Source organism: Streptomyces sp. NPDC028711, assembly GCF_055565415.1.
This window is the reverse complement of the sequence record NZ_JBVHUJ010000001.1, coordinates 863629-883004: the sequence shown is the minus strand read 5'-3', so window position 1 is coordinate 883004 and position 19376 is coordinate 863629. Positions and strand designations below refer to the sequence as shown.

The 19376-nt window shown below is 71.5% G+C and carries 17 protein-coding genes and 1 tRNA gene; 14 read left to right on the top strand and 4 right to left on the bottom strand.

Annotated features, from left to right (window positions below):
• Nucleotides 1-16: 16 nt before the first annotated feature.
• Both ACZ4VK_RS03965 and ACZ4VK_RS03960 read right to left on the bottom strand, forming a co-directional pair.
• Nucleotides 17-2887, bottom strand: coding sequence for a bifunctional glycosyltransferase/CDP-glycerol:glycerophosphate glycerophosphotransferase (locus ACZ4VK_RS03965; RefSeq protein WP_468348140.1), 2871 nt, complete (start codon nucleotides 2885-2887; stop codon nucleotides 17-19).
• Between the two features lie 89 nt (nucleotides 2888-2976).
• Nucleotides 2977-4521 carry a hypothetical protein gene (locus ACZ4VK_RS03960; RefSeq protein ID WP_468348138.1) on the bottom strand — a complete coding sequence of 515 codons (1545 nt, stop codon included), beginning with the start codon at nucleotides 4519-4521 and terminating at the stop codon, nucleotides 2977-2979.
• A 241-nt stretch (nucleotides 4522-4762) separates the two neighbouring features.
• Here ACZ4VK_RS03960 and ACZ4VK_RS03955 point away from each other — a divergent pair, with 241 nt between their 5' ends.
• From ACZ4VK_RS03955 to ACZ4VK_RS03925, 7 genes are all read left to right on the top strand, one after another.
• A complete protein-coding gene (locus tag ACZ4VK_RS03955) occupies nucleotides 4763-5758 on the top strand; it encodes a glycosyltransferase family 2 protein (protein ID WP_468348136.1) in 996 nt (331 codons plus the stop codon).
• Nucleotides 5759-5946: 188 nt separating this feature from the next.
• A complete protein-coding gene (locus tag ACZ4VK_RS03950; protein WP_468348844.1) occupies nucleotides 5947-6369 on the top strand; it encodes a GtrA family protein in 423 nt (140 codons plus the stop codon).
• A gap of 108 nt (nucleotides 6370-6477) precedes the next feature.
• Nucleotides 6478-7581 carry a glutamate 5-kinase gene (proB, locus tag ACZ4VK_RS03945; RefSeq protein ID WP_468348842.1) on the top strand — a complete coding sequence of 368 codons (1104 nt, stop codon included), beginning with the start codon at nucleotides 6478-6480 and terminating at the stop codon, nucleotides 7579-7581.
• Nucleotides 7582-7737: 156 nt separating this feature from the next.
• A complete protein-coding gene (locus tag ACZ4VK_RS03940) occupies nucleotides 7738-8259 on the top strand; it encodes a hypothetical protein (protein WP_468348134.1) in 522 nt (173 codons plus the stop codon).
• A gap of 106 nt (nucleotides 8260-8365) precedes the next feature.
• On the top strand, nucleotides 8366-9649 hold the full coding sequence (locus tag ACZ4VK_RS03935; RefSeq protein ID WP_468348132.1) for a glutamate-5-semialdehyde dehydrogenase: 1284 nt from the start codon (nucleotides 8366-8368) through the stop codon (nucleotides 9647-9649).
• A gap of 76 nt (nucleotides 9650-9725) precedes the next feature.
• Nucleotides 9726-10286 carry an SCO2584 family spore wall biosynthesis protein gene (locus tag ACZ4VK_RS03930; protein ID WP_468348130.1) on the top strand — a complete coding sequence of 187 codons (561 nt, stop codon included), beginning with the start codon at nucleotides 9726-9728 and terminating at the stop codon, nucleotides 10284-10286.
• A 156-nt stretch (nucleotides 10287-10442) separates the two neighbouring features.
• Nucleotides 10443-11528: an SCO2583 family membrane protein gene (locus ACZ4VK_RS03925; RefSeq protein ID WP_468348127.1), complete on the top strand. Its 1086-nt coding sequence runs from the start codon at nucleotides 10443-10445 to the stop codon at nucleotides 11526-11528.
• Here the strand turns inward: ACZ4VK_RS03925 and ACZ4VK_RS03920 are convergent.
• Nucleotides 11513-12643: a M48 family metallopeptidase gene (locus ACZ4VK_RS03920; RefSeq protein WP_468348125.1), complete on the bottom strand. Its 1131-nt coding sequence runs from the start codon at nucleotides 12641-12643 to the stop codon at nucleotides 11513-11515. The two genes, ACZ4VK_RS03925 and ACZ4VK_RS03920, sit on opposite strands and share 16 nt — an antisense overlap.
• A 292-nt stretch (nucleotides 12644-12935) precedes the next feature.
• Between ACZ4VK_RS03920 and ACZ4VK_RS03915 the strand changes: the two genes are divergently transcribed.
• The 6 genes from ACZ4VK_RS03915 (at nucleotide 12936) to ACZ4VK_RS03890 (ending at nucleotide 16899) form a co-directional block, all read left to right on the top strand.
• Entirely contained in the window at nucleotides 12936-13097 is a 162-nt protein-coding gene (locus ACZ4VK_RS03915) for a hypothetical protein (protein ID WP_468348123.1), read from the top strand.
• A gap of 51 nt (nucleotides 13098-13148) precedes the next feature.
• The gene (gene nadD, locus ACZ4VK_RS03910; protein ID WP_468348121.1) at nucleotides 13149-13769 is read left to right on the top strand and encodes a nicotinate-nucleotide adenylyltransferase; all 621 of its coding nucleotides are present in this window, start codon (nucleotides 13149-13151) and stop codon (nucleotides 13767-13769) included.
• A gap of 19 nt (nucleotides 13770-13788) precedes the next feature.
• A complete protein-coding gene (locus ACZ4VK_RS03905; protein WP_468348119.1) occupies nucleotides 13789-15531 on the top strand; it encodes an LCP family protein in 1743 nt (580 codons plus the stop codon).
• Nucleotides 15532-15614: 83 nt separating this feature from the next.
• Nucleotides 15615-16082 (top strand): ribosome silencing factor, encoded by a 468-nt coding sequence (gene rsfS / locus ACZ4VK_RS03900; protein WP_468348840.1) that lies wholly within the window; start codon nucleotides 15615-15617, stop codon nucleotides 16080-16082.
• Nucleotides 16079-16732 carry a histidine phosphatase family protein gene (locus ACZ4VK_RS03895; protein WP_468348838.1) on the top strand — a complete coding sequence of 218 codons (654 nt, stop codon included), beginning with the start codon at nucleotides 16079-16081 and terminating at the stop codon, nucleotides 16730-16732. Before rsfS ends, ACZ4VK_RS03895 begins: the two co-directional genes overlap by 4 nt.
• Before the next feature lie 94 nt (nucleotides 16733-16826).
• Nucleotides 16827-16899: transfer RNA gene (locus tag ACZ4VK_RS03890), tRNA-Ala, on the top strand.
• A gap of 42 nt (nucleotides 16900-16941) precedes the next feature.
• On the opposite strand, the gene ACZ4VK_RS03885 is transcribed toward ACZ4VK_RS03890, so the two are convergent.
• Nucleotides 16942-17811, bottom strand: coding sequence for a helix-turn-helix transcriptional regulator (locus ACZ4VK_RS03885; protein WP_468348117.1), 870 nt, complete (start codon nucleotides 17809-17811; stop codon nucleotides 16942-16944).
• Nucleotides 17812-17912: 101 nt separating this feature from the next.
• Between ACZ4VK_RS03885 and ACZ4VK_RS03880 the strand changes: the two genes are divergently transcribed.
• Complete coding sequence (locus ACZ4VK_RS03880; protein WP_468348115.1) at nucleotides 17913-19346, top strand: MFS transporter; 1434 nt, start codon at nucleotides 17913-17915, stop codon at nucleotides 19344-19346.
• Nucleotides 19347-19376: the final 30 nt, after the last annotated feature.

Below are 19376 nucleotides of genomic sequence, written 5' to 3'. Positions count from 1 at the left end.
ACGGTGGGCTGGTTGGTCACTTCCCGCTCCTGGTGAAGAACTGGTCGACGATCCGACGGGCCGCGTCACCCCGGTCGTACTCGCTGAAGTCCGCGTTGAACCGCCGGCGTGCCGCCGCGTACTTGATGTCGGCCTCGTCGTGCAGGTGGGCGACCGCGTCGAAGAACTCGTCCTCCGTGGCGACGACCGGGCCGGGCGCCCGCTCCTTCAGGTCGAAGTAGGTGCCCCGGTTCTCCTTGGCGTACTCCTCGTAGTCGTACGCGAAGAAGATCATCGGACGGTCGAGCAGCCCGTAGTCGAACATCACGGAGGAGTAGTCCGTGACGAGCCCGTCCGCGAGCGCGAGCAGCGGGGTGACGTCGTGGAGGCGGGAGACGTCGACGACCCGTCCCCGGACCGACGCCGGGAGCGTCACGCTGTTCAGGTAGTGCGTCCTGATCAGGAGCGTGTGGGTCTCGCCGAAGCGCTCGGCGAACTCCTCGATGTCGAAGGGCGCGGCGAAGGGACGCACCTTGCCGCCCGGATGGGCGCGGAACGTCGGCGCGTACAGCAGCACCTGCTTCTCCGGCTCGATGCCCAGCTCGGCCGCGAGCGGCCCCCGTTCCCGGTGCCCGGTCCTGCTCTCCTCGACGCGGGCCCGCACGAGCTCGTCGTTGCGCGGGTAGCCCACCGGCAGCAGCACCTCCTCGCGCAGCCGGAAGCCCTTGGCGAGGGTGCGCCGGTCGTGCTCGCCACGGATCAGGAAGTGGTCGAAGCGGTCGAGGGACCGCTGGAACGACTCCTGCGCGGCCAGGCCGCGGGACTTGGTGTGCGGCTCGTCGAAGCCCATCCGCTTCAGCGCCGTGCCGTGCCAGGTCTGGATGTACGTGGTGCCCGCCCGTTTCGTCAGGCGCAGCGGGAACCCCTGGTTGTCGATCCAGAACTCGGCCTGCGCCAGCGCCCGCAGGTACTGCCAGCTCCAGCGCCGGACGAGGGTGACGTCCTCGGGGAAGCCGGTCGGCTTCGCCCCGGCGTAGGACCAGACGGCCTCGAACGCGACGCCCCGGCGGCGCATCTCCTCGTAGATCGCCCGGGGGCTGTCGCTGTACTGCCTGCCGAGGTGGCTCTCGAAGACGACGAGCCCCTTGCGGATCGGCAGCTTGCTGTAGAACTCGTGGTACACGCGGAGCTTGGTCTCGCCCGAGTGCAGGTCCTTCTTCGCCTTGAGCAGGCGCCGCAGGCTGGTCTTCGCCAGTTTGGCGGCGCGCCCGTGCATGGCTCCCTCGATCATCGCCGAGGTGTGCACGGCCGCCTTGCCCTCGGCGACGAGGACGTACGACAGGTTGCCCTTCTTGGTGACCTCGGGGACGAAGCGGTCGGAGACCAGCTTGGTCAGCCGGGGCCGGATCCGCAGGCTCTCGGCCTCGTCGACGGGGGTGCCGCCGACGGACACCCGGGTCCTGAGGCGCTGACCGTCGACCGTGAGGATCAGCCGCGCGTCCCAGACCACGTCGATGACGCCGAGGGGCCGGACCGTGCGGGCGATGTCCGCCCGGCCCTCCCACTCGATCCAGTCGCCCGCGTGGCGGAGCGCGGTGACCGGGACGCGGGCGGTCCGGCCGCCGACGCTGCGGCGGGGCGAGAACTCGAGGACCGCTTCGAGCTTCGCGTCCGGGCCGATCCGGCCCAGCGGGTTGACCACGCGCCCGGCGAGGCTGACGACCCCGTCGTCGCTGGAGTACGAGGTCAGCCGGTTGCCCAGGGCCAGCGAGGTCAGCGGCCTGGTGTGGTAGTTGGACGGGGTGACGTCCAGGATCCGGCGGCCCTGCTCGGTGTCCAGGTGCTCGGCGCACCAGTAGATCTGCCCGTCCCGCTCGGCGAGCGGGTTGGTGAGCCGGCCGGGGTTGGTGAGCGCCTCGGTGGCGGGGAGGAGGTTGGTCCAGTCCTCCTTGCTCAGCAGATACGCGCAGATGGCCTGCAGGCGGTTGACCTCCTCGTACGCCTGCGGATCGATCTCCGCGAGATAGCCGTTGGCCAGCTCGGCGAACTCGCGCCGGTACGCGTCGCCGAGCAGCGGCAGGTCCCGCAGATGGAGGACGAGGTCGTGCTTCAGGAACTTGATGTCCTTGCGGTACTTGAGCTCGTCGTGGCCCCTGCTCTCCAGAAGGGCGTCCACCCGGCGGTGGATCTCCATGCGGTGCACGAAGTTGGCGATCTCGTGACGCCGGTTGCTGATCGACTTGGCGGCTGCGCGCTCCTGCACGTTCCAGTAGTAGACGTGGTTGGGGATGAGCGTGATCCGGTTCGCGGCGACATACGCCCTGGCCGAGAAGAGCAGGTCCTCGTAGTGGATGCCGACCGGGAACTCCAGCCCCTGTTCGAGGAGGAACGCGCGCCGGTAGCACTTGTTCGTCGACAGGGTGTCGAAGACCAGCAGGTCGGGCAGCTCGGTGATCGAGTCGATCGTCCGGGTCCGCGAGTAGAGCCAGGGGTACCACTCGGTGGTCCTCCGGTTGCGGCTGTCCAGATGGACCCGGACGCACAGGCCGGAGACCAGGTCGGCGCCGGTGCTCTCGGCGGCGGCCAGCATGTTGCGGCAGGCGTTGCGCTCCAGCACGTCGTCACTGTCGAGGAACATGACGTACGTGCCGGTGGCGCGCCGGATGCCGTGGTTGCGAGGCGCACCGCAGCCACCGCTGTTGCGCTCCAGCTGGAACGCCCGTACCCGGTCGGGGTGTTCGGCGGCGAGCGCCTGGGCGACCGCGTACGTGTCGTCCTTGCTGCAGTCGTCGACGATCACCACTTCGACGCCGTGCAGGGTCTGATCCAGCACCGACCGTACGGCCGTCGGCAGACGCTCTGCGTCGTTGTAGGCGATGACGACCACGGAGACGTCAGGCACTTGCACCTCGATTCACTTGTCTTTCCTCCAGACAGCTCCAAACTACCTTGTGTTCAGGGCCCGTCACGCAGTGTCATATGCCGCCGGGTCCTCGGTCAGGGGCGGTTCAGCCGGTCCACGCCGTAGTACGAGGCCGCGCACTGGGCGGCCCAGTCCCGTGCGTACACCGTGGTGAAGAACGGTTCCGCCAGCCCTCCGATGAGCAGCGGGCGGTACGTGACCTCCCGGGCGCCCGCTTCCACCTCCGCCCGGATCCTGGCGTCCTGCCGGTCCCACACCAGGCTGCGGGCCACCGTCTTCGTGGTCAGCGTCCGCACCGCGGGTGCCAGCGCGGCCGTACCGGCCAGGGCGACGGCTCCGGCGGCGACGAGGACGGCGTACCGCGCGACGCGGACGCCCGTGGGTGCCGGGCGCGCGGCGAGCCGTCGCCCGAGCCGGAGTCCGAGCCAGGTCCCGTAGGCGCAGAGCGCGATCAGGAACGGCACGAGGAAGTTGGTCCACGCGCGCGCGTACGTCCAGCCGCCCTCTCCGTATCCGCCGCGCAGGCCGTACGTGGCCACCAGGCTCCCCAGCGCGATCAGGGGGACCGGCAGGACGGCGGCGGCCAGGAACGTTCCTCTCGGCGGCCGGGCGGCGTTCTCCGGCGCGGAGGAGCGGCGGCCCTGGAACGCCATCGCGAGCCCGATGAGGACCCCGACGGCGAGAGCGCTCGCGTACGCCCACTGCCCGCCGATCGTCTCCCAGATCCGGTGCCAGTCCCGCAGCGTCGCCCCGAGCTCGGCCAGGGACAGCGGCCGCTCCGTCCGCTGGTCGCGTCGCCAGCGGGCGCCGGGCGACGTGGAGAGGATCACGAACCCGGTCAGCAGGCCCAGGCACCAGGCCGCACACCAGGTCGACGCGTACCGGTCACGGGTGACACGGAGCTGGGGAAGGCACAGCACGCCCGCCGCGGCGGCGATGAGACCGGACATCGCGACGAAGGCCTCGCTGAGCATGCCGGTCGCCGTGCCGAGCAGGACCGCCGAGCCGACGGCGGTGCTGCGGGCCCAGCGCCGCCGGCTGCGGGCCGCCCACACGGCGGAGAGGACCGCCCAGATCCCGATGAGGCTCGGCAGGGTGTGGGACACGGTGGCCGGGGCCCAGAGCAGTGCCTGGTAGGAGCGGGTCCCCGCGAAGAACAGCAGCGCCTCCAGGACCAGGACGGCCGCCGCCGTCGCCGCCGTGGGGAACGGCAGACGCAGGGCGCGCAGTGCCTCGCGGGCCAGGAGGAAGAGGCCGGCGGCGAGCGCGACCACCAGGAAGACGGGGAGCAGTTTCGGCCCCCGCATGTCCTCGGAGTAGAGCAGACCGGTCAGGACGGCGTTCGTCACGCGCCCGTTCTGGGTGCGGTAGAAGTCCGCCGTGATGCCCAGGACGCCCAGGTCCCGGGATTTCCACAGCGCGCACCAGTCGTCCGATGTGGGGCGGATGTAGACGCCGAGGAAGGCGCCGACCGAGAGCAGGGCCCCGGCGCAGGCCGCGACGACGAACGCGACACCGCGCAGCGCCCTCGGCAGCCGGCCTCCCTCGCCCGTCCCGGTGTCCTCGCCGTCGTCCGGTCTCCGTACCTCGCCGCGCTCCGAGATGGTCGTCCTGCTCACCGGTGATCGCTCCCGTTGGCCCGAGGTCGTCTCTATGGGTGACATGTGAGTCAAAAGGCCACGTATACCAATACCTTCCCCACATGCTTTGCTGCATGGACGACATGCCGACCAGGGGCGGTCACTCGGGCGACCCCGGGCGGTCACCGCCGCTTCGTACCCTGGCCGCGCTGCTCGAAGGAGAGTCCGGTGGCGGTCCCCTCAGGACGTACTCTCGCCCATCCCTCTGGAGTGACCGTTCATGACCCGGCTTTCCGTCGTCGTCCCCTGCTTCAACGAGGAGGACGTCGTCGAGCTCTTCGACGCACGAATGCGACAGGTGCTCGACACCCTCCCCGTCGGCTACGAGATCTGCTACGTCGACGACGGCAGCTCCGACGGAACCCTCGGCAAACTGCGGGAGATCGCCGCCCGGCACCCGCACCGCACCCAGTACGCCTCCTTCAGCCGCAACTTCGGCAAGGAGGCCGCCATGCTCGCCGGCCTGCGCAAGTCCACCGGCGACGCCGTGGTCATCATGGACGCCGACCTCCAGCACCCGCCCGAACTCCTCGCGCGCATGCTGGACCTCCACCACCAGGGCCACGACCAGGTCATGGCACGGCGGACCCGCGAAGGTGACAAGAAGCTCCGCTCCGCGTTCAGCCGGATGTACTACCGGGCCGTCAACCGCTGGGTCGACGTCGAACTCACCGACGGCGTCGGCGACTTCCGGCTGCTCTCCCGCCCCGCCGTCGACGCCCTGCTCTCCCTGCCCGAGTACAACCGCTTCTCCAAGGGGCTCTTCTCCTGGATCGGCTTCGACACCGTCACCTTCGACTACCAGAACGCCGCACGCGAGGGCGGTGAGACGAAGTGGAAGTTCAGCTCCCTGGTCAACTACGGCATGGACGGCCTGATCTCCTTCAACAACCGGCCGCTGCGCATCGCGCTCTGGCTCGGGATGATGCTCACCGGCCTCGCCGCGCTCTACGCCGTCTGGGTGACGGCCGCCGCCCTCACCCAGGGCGTCACCGCCCCCGGTTACGTCACCCTGGTCGCGATCATCGTGGGCCTCGGGGGTGTGCAGATGGTGATGCTGGGCCTGATCGGCGAGTACATCGGCCGCATCTACTACGAGACCAAGCGCCGGCCGCACTTCCTCGTGAAGGAGACCCACCGCTCCTTCGGCCGCGGGGCCGCCGAACGCGCCACCGCCGAACGGATCCGCGTCGTGGCCACCGACGGGGAGCGCTGATGGCGACGGGGCCCGAGGAGAGGTCCGGCGCGGGGGCGCCGGCCGGGCCGGGTCCCGGGCCCCGCTCCGAGCCCGGTTCCGAGTCCGGTCCCGGGCCCTGTTCTGCGCCCGGCTCCGAGCCCATTTCCGAGCCCGGTTCCGAGTCCCGTTCCGAGCCCGTCGGGCCGCGGCGCGGGCGGCTCGCCGAGATCGTCCGCTTCGCTCTGGTCGGCGGCGTCAACACCGGCACCTTCTTCGGGTGTTACCTGCTGCTCCACCCCTGGATGCCGTACTTCGCCGCGTACTCCCTCGCCTTCCTCCTCAGCATGGTCGGCTCCTTCTTCCTCAACACCTACTTCACCTACCGCACCCGGCCCACCTGGAAGAAGTTCGCCCTCTTCCCCCTCACCAACGTCACCAACTACCTCGTGCAGAGCGTCGGTCTGTACGCGCTCGTCACCTGGGCCGGCATGGACGACAGGATCGCGCCACTCGTCGCGGCCGTCGTCGCCATCCCGTTCACCTACCTGATCTCCCAGCGCATCCTGGTGCCCCGGAGCGCCGGACACGATCCCTCCGCCCCGGGTCCAGGGAGCGAAACGGACGAGCGGCAGCCCTCCCGGCTCGCGTAGATTGCCTGGCAGCCGCGGCGGGGAGCACGCGTCGCGCGGGACAGCCGAGTGAGGACGACGCAGGTGACGACGCAGGTGACGGGACAGACGGACGTGGCGAGGCAGTACGTGACGGAGGCCCGCAGGATCGTCGTCAAGGTCGGCTCCTCCTCGCTCACCACGGCCTCCGGGGGACTCGACGCCGACCGCGTCGACGCCCTCGTCGACGTGCTCGCCAAGATCCGCAGCGGCGGCGAGAAGGAGATCGTCCTCGTCTCCTCCGGCGCCATCGCGGCGGGCCTCGCACCGCTCGGCCTCACCCGCCGCCCCAAGGACCTCGCCCGCCAGCAGGCCGCCGCCAGCGTCGGCCAGGGACTCCTCGTCGCCCGGTACACCGCCTCCTTCGCCCGCTACGGCGTCCGCGTCGGACAGGTCCTCCTCACCACCGACGACACCAGCAGGCGCGCCCACTACCGCAACGCCTACCGGACCCTCGACCAGCTCCTCGCGATGGGCGCGCTGCCCGTCGTCAACGAGAACGACACCGTCGCCACGGACGAGATCCGCTTCGGTGACAACGACCGGCTCGCCGCCCTCGTCGCCCATCTGGTCCGCGCCGACCTGCTCGTCCTCCTCTCCGACGTCGACGGCCTCTACGACGGCGACCCGTCCAAGCCCGGCACGTCGAGGATCGCGGAGGTCACGGGACCGGAGTCCATCGCCCACGTGGAGATCGGCTCGGCCGGCAAGGCGGGCGTCGGCACCGGCGGCATGGTCACCAAGGTCGAGGCCGCCCGGATCGCCGCCGCCGCGGGCATCCCCGTGGTCCTCACCTCCGCGAGCCGCGCCGCCGACGCGCTCACCGGCCGTGACACCGGCACGTACTTCCACCGCACCGGCCGCCGCTCCGCCGACCGGCTCCTCTGGCTCGCCCACGCCTCCACCCCGCAGGGCTCCCTCACCCTGGACGCCGGAGCCGTACGCGCCGTCGTCGAGGGCAAGAAGTCGCTGCTCGCGGCCGGTGTCGCGGGAGTCGAGGGCGACTTCGTGGCCGGCGACCCCGTGGAGCTCCGCGACACCGAGGGCCGGGCCGTCGCCCGCGGTCTCGTCAACTTCGACGCCAAGGAGATGCCCCGGATGCTGGGACGCTCCACCCCTGAGCTCGCCAAGGAACTCGGACCCGAGTACGAGCGCGAAGTCGTCCACCGCGACGACCTGGTCGTCATCGGCTGACCCTCGCGGCCCTCCCGAAACGGCTGAAAGTGTGGCCATCCGGAAGGGACGTTTACCAAAACCGCCCCACGTGCCGCCTCGGGCTGGTCAACTTTGTCTCGGGGGTTAAGAGCAGGGCGGGGTACAGCACCACACGCATCACACAGGAGGCCGCCGGTGAGACGAGCGCGCCCAGGGGCACCGCCCCGAGGGACTGCCGAACGCGCCCTGACCAGTGTCGAGGCCGGAGCCGACTTCGACGAGGCACGGGACAGGTCCACGGACAGAACGACCGAGACCACCACCGAGACACATGAGGTTCGCGAGGCGCGTGAGGCACGCGCCAGGGAACAGCCCGTGTCCAGACTCTGGCACATCACCCTCAGCGTGTCGGGTGTGGAGTCGCCGCTGAAGGAGGTGCGACGCGGGCTCGAGCAGCTGGCCCACGACCACCCCTTCCTGCTGACCAGCCGGTACGCCAACGATCACGCGGAGATCCGGTACTGGGAGGAGGCCCGCGACCTCCACGACGCCGCGGCCGTCGCCCTGCGGCTCTGGGGCGAGCACCGGCAGACCGCCAAACTGCCGCCGTGGGAGATCGTCGGCCTGGAGGTCATCGACCGCGAGACCTACCACCAGCGGATCGCGGAGGGCTACGGCCCACCCCCGGCCGCCCCGGTCGGCGTCCACCCGTACTGAGCGGCGGAGGGGCCCCGCTACGGCGCCCGTCTCGCGCCGGTGGATGTACGTCTCGGAGTGCGGGATACGTGAGGGATGTCCGCAGGGGTGCCAGTACCCTGCGGGCATGACCTCGCTCACGCCCCTCGACAACCTCTCCCCGGTCACCCGGGCCGCCTACCGGGCCCGTGGCGCCGCCGCCGAAATCGCGCCACTCCCGCGCGCGGCCAAGGACGACGCCCTGCTGGCGATCGCGGACGCCCTCGAAGTCCGCACCGCCGAGATCGTCGAGGCCAACGCCGAGGACATCGCCAAGGCCCGCGAAGCCGGGACCAGCGAGGCGATCATCGACCGGCTCACCCTGACCCCGGAGCGCGTCCGGGCCATCGCCGCCGACGTCCGTCACGTGGCCGCGCTGCCCGACCCCGTCGGCGAGGTCGTCCGCGGCTCCACCCTCCCCAACGGCATCGACCTCCGCCAGATCCGCGTGCCGCTCGGCGTCGTCGGCATCATCTACGAGGCCCGCCCCAACGTCACCGTCGACGCCGCCGCCCTCTGCCTCAAGTCCGGCAACGCCGTCCTGCTCCGCGGCTCGTCCTCCGCGTACGCCTCCAACACCGCCCTGGTGAAGGTCCTGCGGGACGCCGTCGGCGGCGCCGGGCTGCCCGCCGACGCCATCCAGCTCGTCCCCGGCGAGTCCCGCGAGTCGGTCCGCGAGCTGATGCGCGCCCGCGGCCTCGTCGACGTCCTCATCCCGCGCGGCGGCGCCTCCCTGATCCGGACGGTCGTCGAGGAGTCCACCGTCCCGGTCATCGAGACCGGCACCGGCAACTGCCACGTCTACGTCGACGCGCAGACCGACCTCGACATGGCCGTGGACATCCTGCTCAACTCCAAGGCCCACCGGGTCAGCGTCTGCAACGCGGCCGAGACCCTCCTCGTCCACCAGGACGTCGCCGAGGCCTTCCTGCCCCGGGCCCTCGACGCCCTCGCGGAGGCCGGCGTCACCGTCCACGCCGACGAGCGGGTCCTCGCCCTCGCCGAGGGCTCCAAGGCCACCGTCGTCCCCGCCACGGCGGAGGACTGGGAGACCGAGTACCTCTCGTACGACATCGCCGCCGCCGTCGTCGACTCCCTCGACAAGGCCGTCGAGCACATCCGGACCTGGTCCTCCGGCCACACCGAGGCGATCGTCACCACCTCGCAGGCCGCGGCCCGCCGCTTCACCCAGCTGGTCGACTCCACCACGGTCGCCGTGAACGCCTCCACCCGGTTCACCGACGGCGGCGAGTTCGGCTTCGGCGCCGAGATCGGCATCTCCACCCAGAAGCTGCACGCCCGGGGCCCCATGGGCCTTCCGGAGCTGACCTCGACCAAGTACATCGTCACCGGCGACGGTCACGTGCGGTAATCCCTCCTTTCCGTACGGGCGGGGAGGGTTCGCACTCTCCCTGCCCAAAACCACCTCCCGGGTCTACTCTGAATCCGTGCCGGACGACGTGGGGGGCAGGCCGTTCCAGGACGGCGGGGACCCTGAGGACTCTGTCGACCGCGGAGGCGCCGACGAGGTCCACGCCGACGTGGTGTTCGACGAGGACTTCGTACGGGCGGCCACCGTGCACGAGCCGACCGCGGTCGAGCGGCTCCTCGCCGCCGCACAGGCCCGCGCCGAGGCCGAGGCGGCCCGCGCCCGCGCCGGCGGAGGACCGGCCGACGACGACCCCTACGAGGACCTCCACGACCCCACCGGGCCGACCTACGAGCCCGACGACGTCGGCGACGACGCCAGCCCCTACGGCCGTCACGGCGGCGCGCTGCGGCCCTACCGGGGCGGCCCCCGCTGGCACCGGCCCGTCGCCTGGCTGCTCGCCGTCCTCATGGGAATCGGGATGGTCGCCCTGGCTTTCAGCGCCGTCTACCGGGGCGCCGCCGCCAACCGCCAGGACCAGGTCCCCCCGCCGGCCACGACCGGAGTCGACACGCCCAAGCCGCACCCGGCCCCACCCGCCGCCCACGCCCCCGCGGCACGGTCGGCAGCCCCCGAATAGCGGCCGCGTCCCCCGAACGGCACTCGCCGTCCCCCGAGCGGCCGAACCGCCCGGTCCGACCTCCGCCGGCCCCGGCTCGTCCCGCCGACGGAATTCCTCGGAACTTGTCGTGTACCTGGGCGTTTACCGAAGCCCCCGCGGACCTACCCTGAAGGTATGGCAGGGCGTGGCGACCCGCCTGAGGGGACACCCGAGGGGTTCCCCGGCGGTGAGGACGAATACCGATCCGTCGTCTTCGACGAGGCGTTCGTCCGCGCTGCCCACCTCCAGGAGTTCTCGGCCCAGGAGCGGATGGGCGAGCACGCCCTGGCCGTCCGCAGCCGTACCTCCTCGGGGGAGGGCAGGAGCGGCTCCCGCCAGGCCCTCATGCTGGTCCTGCTGATCCTCCTCGCCTTCGGCACCGCCATCTACCTCGGCGTCCGCAACCCGTACCAGCCCCCCATCGACCAGCGGGCCGAGCCGCTGCGGACCACCGTGGTCCCACTCGCTCCCCAGGGCCCCGTGCCGGGCGGCGTGCCGGCCCGGCTGTTCGACCACAGCCCCGCCGCCGAGCACCGCACCGGGGCCGCCGGCATCAACCTGCCCATCACGGGACGCACCACCCACTTCGCCGAGAGCCAGGTCGTCACCGCCCTCAGCATCGCCAAGGACTATCTGGTGGCCTCCGCCCTGGAACCCGACGTCCTGTCCGGGGCGACCGTCCGGCCCCCGCGCCTGCTGATCGACCCGGACCAGCTGGCACAGTTCGACCGCAGCGTCGAGGAACCGGCCGACGACGGCCGGCACGCCCTCGCGGGCTGGATCGTCCGCTTCGACCCCCGGCAGGTGGTCCTCGCGGATCCCGCCACCCGCGTCCAGGGCACCCTCCGCTTCGAGGAGACCGGGCCCGACACCCTGGACGTCACCGCGGACCACACGTACACCTACGCACTCCGCCCGGCCGTGCGGGGCGCGGGACCGGTCGCCGAGGCGTCGCTCTTCACCGTCCACCGCGAGCTGCACTTCCGGTTCGACCGCGAGGACCTGCGCATGCACCGCGCCGAGCTGGTGACCAGCACCGTCGAGGCGGGCCCCCAGGCGTGCGGCGCGGACGCCACCGGCTCCCTGAAGCCGCTCCTGGCGGGGGCGAGGGCCTCCGGGGCGGGTGACGGCCCGGCGGTCACCGACCCGTACGCCACGGGCCGGCCCGCCGCCCCCTCGCTCTGCGGAGCGCTGGCGCCGAAGGCTCAGCCCTCGTTCTGACCGTCCCCGGGGCCCTCGCCGCCCTCGGGGCCCTTGCCGTCTCCGGCCGCCGTTCCGCCGCCGTCCGGCCCCTTCGGGGCGGGACCGCCGCCGAACCGGTTGCGCAGCCGCCCGCCGAGGTCGCCCGCCAGGTCACCGGCGCCTCCGGCTATGTCCCCGACCAGCTTCATCAGCGGATCCTTGCTGGTCCGCACCGTGTCGGCGTAGTGCCCTGCCGACTCGCGGAAGGAGTCCGTGACCGAGGTGTCCTTGTCCTCCGAGCGCTTCGGGTAGTGACCGTCCATGGTCCGCTGGAAGTCGCGGCTCTCCGACCACTTCTTCAGCTCCGCCGCCCGGACGGTGGTGAAGGGGTGCGACCGCGGCAGCACGTTGAGGATCTTGAGGACCGAGTCCCGCAGGTCCCCGGACTTCTCGTACTCGTCGGCCTGGGCGAGGAACGCGTCCACGTTCATCTCGTGGAGGTGGTTGCCGCCGGCGATCTTCATCAGACCGCGCATCGAGGCCTGGACGTCCTGGCCGACGAGCAGCCCGGCCCGGTCGGCGGAGAGCTCCGACTTGCGGAACCACTCGCGCAGCGCCGTCACGATGGCCATGATCGCGACGTTCCCCAGCGGGATCCAGGCGATCTTGAGCGCCAGGCCGGTGAGGAAGAGCAGCACCGTGCGGTACACGGAGTGCCCGGAGAGGGCGTGTCCGACCTCGTGGCCGACGACCGCCCGCATCTCCTCCTCGTCGAGGAGCTCCACCAGACCGGTGGTGACGACGATGATCGGCTCGTCGAGGCCGATGCACATGGCGTTGGGCTTCGGGTCCTGCGTCACGTACATCGGCGGGACCTTCTCCAGGTCCAGGATGTAACAGGCGTCCCGCAGCATGTCGTTGAGATGGCTGAACTGCGCGTCGCTCACCCGGACGGAGTCCGAGAGGAAGAGGAGTCGCAGGCTGCGCTCGGGCAGCAGCCCGCTGAGCGCCTTGAAGACCGTGTCGAAGCCGCTGAGCTTGCGCAGCGCCACCAGCGCCGAGCGGTCGGCAGGATGCTCGTAGGCCCGCGAGGAGATGCCGGGGAAGCGCTTGCGCTGCCTGCTCGGCACGTTCCCCTGGTCGTTCTCGGTCATGGATGCCCCCTGTTCGTACGAGTCGGTGCTCGTCCCCCTGACGCCCCCCAGCCTAGGCGTTGGCGCTACCGCGTGCCGGGGCCTGTGGATAACTCGGGCACCGAGGACGACGGAGGAGCACGGCCGACATGCCGGACACCGCCGACACCGCTGACGACGGCAACGGCGGCGGCACGGACGGCGGCACGGACCGCGGCGTCAAGGCCTGAGTCGGCGTGAGCCCGTCGGGACGGCCCGCATACGATGTGCGCGAAGTCTCCGCTCCCATCCCCGATCGATAGGTCTGTCGAAGATGAGCCTCCACAGCACCGCCGCCAACCTGGTCTCTCTCGCCGAGGGCGCCGAGCACGGCGGCAACCACGAAAGCCTCAGCCCCTACCTCACCGGCTTCGGCGCCTTCGGTGTCCTGATGCTGATGCTGTGGATCACCACCCGCTTCAACCGCGACCGCTGAACCGGCGACCCTGATCAGGCGTCCGCTGCCGTGCCAGTAGGCTCTGCACGCATGGGAGAGCAGGAAATGCCTACTGGCGGGCGCGGGAAGCGCCGACTCGGCGTGATGGGCGGAACCTTCGACCCGATCCACCACGGACACCTGGTGGCGGCCAGCGAGGTCGCCGCCCTGTTCCACCTGGACGAGGTGGTGTTCGTGCCGACCGGGCAGCCGTGGCAGAAGAGCGACAGGGCCGTCTCGGCGCCCGAGGACCGCTATCTGATGACGGTCATCGCGACGGCCTCCAACCCCCAGTTCTCGGTCAGCCGCATCGACATCGACCGCGGCGGCGCGACCTACACCATCGACACCCTGCGGGACCTGCACGCCCTCAACACCGACTCGGACCTGTTCTTCATCACCGGGGCCGACGCGCTGTCGCAGATCCTCACCTGGCGCGACGCCGAGGAGCTCTTCTCGCTCGCCCACTTCATCGGCGTCACCCGCCCGGGCCACGACCTGACCGACGACGGACTGCCCAAGGGCGGTGTCTCGCTGGTCGAGGTCCCCGCGCTCGCCATCTCCTCCACCGACTGCCGGGCGAGGGTCGCGCAGGGGGATCCCGTCTGGTACCTGGTCCCGGACGGCGTGGTGCGCTACATCGACAAGCGCCAGTTGTACCGCGGCGAGTGAGCTTCGGGGAGGGGCACCGGTGAACGATCAGCAGCATCCGTACGACCCGTACTATCCGCAGCCGCAGATCATCGGCTACGACGAGTACGGGCAGCCGGTGTACCAGCAACCGCAGGCGCCGCAGCAGGCGCAGGGACAGTACGACCCGCAGCAGTACGACCCGTACGGCGGCGGCCCCCAGCAGCAGGCCCAGCAGCCGCAGCAGGGGTACGGCTACGACCCCTACGCGGCCCAGCAGCAACAACCGCAGCAGCAGTCCCAGGAACCGCAGTACGACCCGTACGGGCAGCAGGGCTACGCCTACCCCTCGTACGACACGGGACAGCAGTGGGCCACCCCGGCCGAGCCCGCCGCCACTCCCGCGACCGGCCCCTCGCAGGCGGCTCCGGCCGCCCCCGCGGCTCCTGCGGCGCCCGTCGCGGCCCCGGCCGGTGTCCCCGGCCAGCGCCCCGCGCCCGAGCGGTCCACCCCGGCCCGGCCGGCCGGTGACGACGAGCGCGAGTACCGCACCGAGCAGTTCTCGTTCATCGAGGAGCCGGACGAGGACTCCGAGGACGTCATCGACTGGCTCAAGTTCACCGAGAGCCGTTCGGAGCGGCGCGAGGAGGCCAGGCGGCGCGGCCGCAACCGGGTCGTCGCGCTCGTCGTCGTGCTCGTCCTCGCGGTCGTGGGAGGCGTCGGCTACCTCTGGTCCGCGGGCCACCTCCCCGGCTCGTCCGACGAGGAACAGAAGGGCGGCACCGCGACCGGCGGCCCCCAGAAGCGCGACACGATCGTCGTCCACCTCCACGACACCAAGAACGGCGGCACCTCCACCGCTCTCCTGGTGGACAACACGACCACCCGCCAGGGCACCACGGTCCTCATCCCCAACTCCGTCGTCGTCGCCGACGACGAGGGCTCCGCGACCACCCTCGGCAAGTCCGTCGAGGACGACGGGGCCGGCGGAACCCGGGAGGCGATCGGCAACCTCCTCGGCACCCGGATCACCGGCACCTGGCGCCTGGACACCCCGTACCTGGAGAACCTCGTCGAGACCGTCAGCGGTATCGAGACCGACACCGACACGGACGTCCCCGACACCAAGAAGGGCGCCGAGCCGCTCGTCAGGAAGGGCGAGAAGCAGACGCTCAACGGCCGCGCCGCCGTCGCATACGCCACCTACCGGGCGCCCAGCGAGGCCGAGGCCGCGCAGCTCCAGCGCTTCGGACAGGTCATGTACGGCGTGCTGCGGAAGATCTCCTCCGACCCCGAGGCCGCCACGGTCACCATCGAGACCCTCCAGCAGATCCTCGACCCCTCGCTCCCCGAGAAGGACCTGGCCGCCTCCCTCGCCAGGCTCGCCGAGCACGCCAAGATCGGCGACCACAAGACGGCCCTGCTCCCGGTCGCGGAGGACGGCACGCTGAACGAGGACGACGGCGCCAGTGTGGTGAAGGACATCCTCGGCGGAAAGGTCACCGCACCCGAGGCGGGCGAGGTGCCCAAGGTCTCGCTGCGGGACGGATCCGGGAAGGACGCGGCCGAGGCCGCCAAGATCGTCCTGATCAACGGCGGATACGCCTTCGTCGGCGGCGCCGAGACGGGCACCAGGGAGAAGTCGCAGGTCCTCTACGGTGACGACGCCCACAAGGCGACGGCGGCCGAGGTCGCCACGACGCTGGGTCTGCCGGCCGACTCGGTGACCAAGGGCAAGCCCTCGGGCGCGGCCGCGGTCACCGTGGTCCTGGGCAGGGACTACGAGGTTCCGGGAGCCCGGTAACGGCACTCCGTAAATCGTTGGCGGGGGCGTCGGCGGTCCGTGAGACCCTGGAGGGGTACTGGACCGCCTACGAAAGCCTGCTTGTGACCGCCACGGATCGTTCCATCGAACTCGTCAACGCCGCCGCTCAGGCGGCCGCCGACCGGCTCGCGCACGACATCATCGCGTACGACGTCAGCGATGTGCTGTCGATCACCGACGCCTTCCTGCTCGCCTCCGCGCCCAACGACCGCCAGGTCAAGTCGATCGTCGACGAGATCGAGGAGCGCCTGAACAAGGACCTCGGCGCCAAGCCGGTCCGCCGCGAGGGCGACCGCGACGCCCGCTGGATCCTCCTGGACTACGTCGACATCGTCGTCCACGTCCAGCACAGCGAGGAGCGCGTCTTCTACGCCCTGGAGCGGCTCTGGAAGGACTGCCCCGAGCTGCCGCTCCCCGAGGACGCGCAGAAGACGCGCGGCAAGGGCGCCGAGCACGCGGAACTCGCCGGGATCGACCTCAGCGACCACGCCGCCGGACTCCCCGACGAAGCGGACGGTGAGCTGCGCTGAGCACCACCAAGGGCGGCAGAGGCCGCCGCATCGTCCTCTGGCGCCACGGCCAGACCTCCTGGAACCTGGAGCGCCGCTTCCAGGGCTCGACGGACATCGAGCTGACGGAGGCCGGCGTCTCCCAGGCGCGCCGGGCCGCACGGCTGCTCGCCGCGCTGAAGCCGGACGCCATCGTCGCCTCCGACCTGAAGCGGGCGGCGGCCACCGCCGCCGAGCTGGCCGCGCTCACCGGCCACGCCGTCGCCCACGACTCCGCGCTGCGCGAGACGTACGCGGGGGAGTGGCAGGGGCTGACCCATGACGAGATCGTGGCGCGGTACGGCGACCAGTACGCCGCCTGGAAGCGCGGCGAGCCCGTGCGCCGGGGCGGCGGAGAGCTGGAGACCGAGGTGGCCGACCGGGCCGCCCCGGTGGTCCTCGAGCACGCCGACAAGCTGCCCGAGGACGGCACGCTCGTCGTGGTGAGCCACGGCGGCACGATCCGCACCACCATCGGCCGGCTCCTCGAGCTGGAGTCCCGGCACTGGGAGAGCCTGGGTGGCCTCTCGAACTGCTGCTGGTCGGTCCTCGGCGAGGGCGCCCGTGGCTGGCGTCTGATGGAGCACAACGCGGGCACGCTGCCCGAGCCGGTGCTCGGCGACGACGACTGAGCCCCGCGACCGGCCTGCCGGACCGGATTTCACTTTCCGGCAGGTCACAGGCTAAAGTTCTTCTTGTTCGCAGCGCGGAGCGCGAAGAACACGAGGGGCTATAGCTCAGTTGGTAGAGCGCCTGCATGGCATGCAGGAGGTCAGGAGTTCAATTCTCCTTAGCTCCACAATCACCGGATCCCGTCCCCAGCAGGGGGCGGGATTCGTCGTTACGTCACCTGGCTCAGGGACGCGAGCCCCTGGCGGCTCTCCTCGTCGTTCGGCGTGTACGTCACGATCCGGCACTCCGGCATCCCGTTCACGGAGAGGGAGACCGAGGTCAACCGGAGCTCCCCCGCCCGCTCGTGGCGGAAGACCTTCACCCGTGTCCCCGGCGGGACCACGTCACCGCTGTGCCACAGCCGGGCGAACTCCGGACTGGCCTCCGCGAGCGCCCGTACGAACTCCTCCCAGGCGGGCTCGCCCACATGACGTCCGTACGCGCCGCGCAACTGGGCCACCATCAGCGGCAGCTCCCGCTTCCGGTCGACGACCGGGCACGTCGGGCCCGGGACGCTGAAGAGCGCCCACAGCACGTTGCGTATGCCGAACGGGCCGGTGTCCAGGTCGTTCCGTCCCTCCTGGAAGAAGAGCCGCTCGTACATGGCGTTCGTCGCGAGCACGTCGTACCGCGCGTTGTAGAGCACCGCCGGGTGCGGGTCCAGGGCGTCGAGGATGCCCTGGAGCTCCGGGCTGACCGCCTCGGTGTCCGCGGCGGCCCGCTCGGGGGCGTACGGCACCTCCGCCAGGTGGTAGAGGTGCTCGCGCTCGGGCCGGTCGAGCCGCAGGGTGCGGGCGACCGCGTCGAGAACCTGCGCCGAGGCGTTGATCGGACGCCCCTGTTCCAGCCAGGTGTACCAGGTGACGCCGACCCCGGAGAGCTGGGCGACCTCCTCACGGCGCAGCCCCGGCGTACGGCGGCGGAGTCCCGGCGGCATCCCGACGTCCTCCGGGGTCACCCTGGCTCTGCGGCTGCGCAGGAACGCGGCCAGTTCCGGCCGTCGCCGCCGCTGTGTCGGTGCTGCTGCCACGATCGTCACACCCCCATGGTCGAGTCCCCGTGCCGCCGCTGCCAGGTGGTGTCAGTACCAGCATCAGCGGGCTCTCGTTACCCGTATTCGATCAGGGTCACGCTCGGCGCATGACCCCGACCACAACACGTCCCGCACTCAGTAAAGACGGTGGCACCGACAATCGCCCCAGACCGCTGCTCGGTGTGCTCCTCGCCGCCCAGTTCATGGCGCTGCTCGACGTCTTCATCGTCAATGTCGCCGCGCCCACGATCCGGGCCGAACTCTCCGCGTCCGGAGCCGGACTGCAGCTCGTGGTCGCCGGATACACCATCGCCTACGCCGTGTTGCTGATCACCGGAGCGCGTCTCGGGGACCTGCTCGGGCACCGCCGGATGTACCTCTTCGGCCTCGCCCTCTTCACCGCGGCCTCCCTCGCCTGCGGACTCGCCGCCGGGACCGGGCAGTTGATCGCCTTCCGGCTCGCGCAGGGCGCGGGCGCCGCCCTGATGATCCCGCAGGTGCTCAGCCTCATCCAGCGTCACTTCACCGGCGAGCGCCGGGTCCGGGCGCTCAGCGCCTACTCCGCGGTCCTGGCCACCGGCGCCGCCGCGGGGCAGGTCGTCGGCGGCGTCCTGGTGAGCGCCGACCTCTTCGGCACCGGCTGGCGGCCCGTCTTCCTCGTCAACGTCCCGATCGGCGTCGCCCTGCTCGCCCTCGGCGCCCGCGTCCTGCCCCGCGACACCAGGACGGCACCCACGCGCGCGCGTGACCTCGACCTGCCGGGCCTGCTCCTGCTCGCCGCCGCCGTGTCCCTGCTGACCGTCCCGCTGGTCCTCGGCCAGGAAGAGGACTGGCCGCTGTGGTCCTGGCTCTCCCTCGGCGGTTCCCTGGCGTTCCTCGCCCTCTTCGGCGCGTACGAGTCGGGGCTGGCCCGGCGCGGCGGCGCACCGCTCATCGCCCCACGGGTCCTGCGGCTCCCCGGTATGGGACGGGCCGTCCTCGGGATCACCCTGGCGATGGGTGTCAACGCCGGCTTCCTGTTCACCCTCACCCTGCACCTGCAGGGCGGTCTCGGGCACAGCGCCCTGCGCGCCGGGCTCACCTTCGGTCCCGCCGCCGTCGTCTTCGGCGCCGTCGGACTGACCTGGCGACGCCTGCCCGCCCGGCTGCACCGCGCTCTCGTCCCGGGCGGCTTCCTGATCACCGCCGCGGCGGTCCTCGCCGTGGGGCTGCTGCTCGCGGACGGCGGCACCGGCGGCTGGGGTCTCTATCCGGCCCTGGGCGCGCTCGGCGCCGGGATCTCGCTGGCCTTCAGCCCCGCCCTGACCGGCGCCCTCGCCGCCGTACGGCCCGAGGACGCCGCCGACGCCAGCGGACTGCTCGCCACCGTCACCCAGCTCGGCCAGCTCATCGGGGTCGCCGCCTTCGGCACCGTCTTCCTCGGCGCGGCGGCCGGATCCGGGGCGCGGGACTCCGCCGACGCGTTGTGGGCGGCCGCCCTCGCCCTGGCCGTCGCCGCGCTCATCGGGGCGGCCGCCGGACCGTCACGCCGAGCACGCTGACCCCCTTGCGGGGCCATGGCAGAATCGGAC